2 protein-coding genes are annotated in these 688 nt (G+C 59.3%); both read right to left on the bottom strand.

Annotated features, from left to right (window positions below; translation table 11 throughout):
• A partial coding sequence (locus tag NQF87_RS08735; protein WP_266128022.1) for a phage tail fiber protein occupies positions 1-287 on the bottom strand: 287 nt, incomplete at its 3' end.
• Positions 287-688: DUF3383 family protein (locus NQF87_RS08730; RefSeq protein WP_266128021.1), on the bottom strand; the 402-nt coding region annotated here is incomplete at its 5' end. The genes NQF87_RS08735 and NQF87_RS08730, both read right to left, overlap by 1 nt.

Raw genomic sequence — 688 nt, 5'->3', positions numbered from 1 at the left:
AGTTCGTAGACCGTTTCGGCCTGCCGGGACGCCGTCTGGAGAACGTCGAACACGTCCCATGTCCCGCTATTGGGGGAAAAGTTCAGTGTCATGTCATAGGCGGACGGCACGAAGCCCTTGTTCAGCTTTCCGTCAAGGGATAGACGGGTGTCAGAGAGGCGCAGGCTCTGTGCTTCCCATCCCCTGTTGGTGGACCAGTTGTCCAGCTTTACCGGGGTGTTGAAGAGCTTCTTAATCGTGAGCATGAACACGGCGTCTGCCGAGGTAATTAGATCATTGTCAGCCATTACTGCACCTCAATGCTGGCAAGGTTGATGGACTGGACTGACTGTCCGTCCGTGTACCAGAAGCGGCATGGTGGGCTTTTGCGGGCCACCCGGATGTCTGCCGGAGCCGTGGAGGCGTTGGGCTGGAAATACCAGCCACGGGTCTGCACCGTGTTGCTGATGGACGTCCCGGCCGCACGGTCTATCTGCTGCTTCTGGAGAGATGTCAGGTTCACGCCCGGGCGGATGGCCCCGAAGCGGAGGGCCTGATTGATCGTGTCCTGCACGGCGGCGGCGATCAGTCCGTCACCGTCCATGCTGTAGGGTATCTGCCCCACGTTGAGCAGAAGGTTGAGCAGGGCGGACTGGAGGGACGCATTCAGCCATATCTGGTTGATGTAGCTGTCGGCCCAGAGGAAAGA

Origin of the sequence: Bombella dulcis, assembly GCF_026385505.1 — a bacterium.
In the GTDB taxonomy this organism is placed as follows: Bacteria; Pseudomonadota; Alphaproteobacteria; order Acetobacterales; family Acetobacteraceae; genus Bombella; species Bombella dulcis.
Note: the sequence above shows the minus strand (reverse complement) of the source record. Positions and strands in the feature narration are given on the sequence as shown.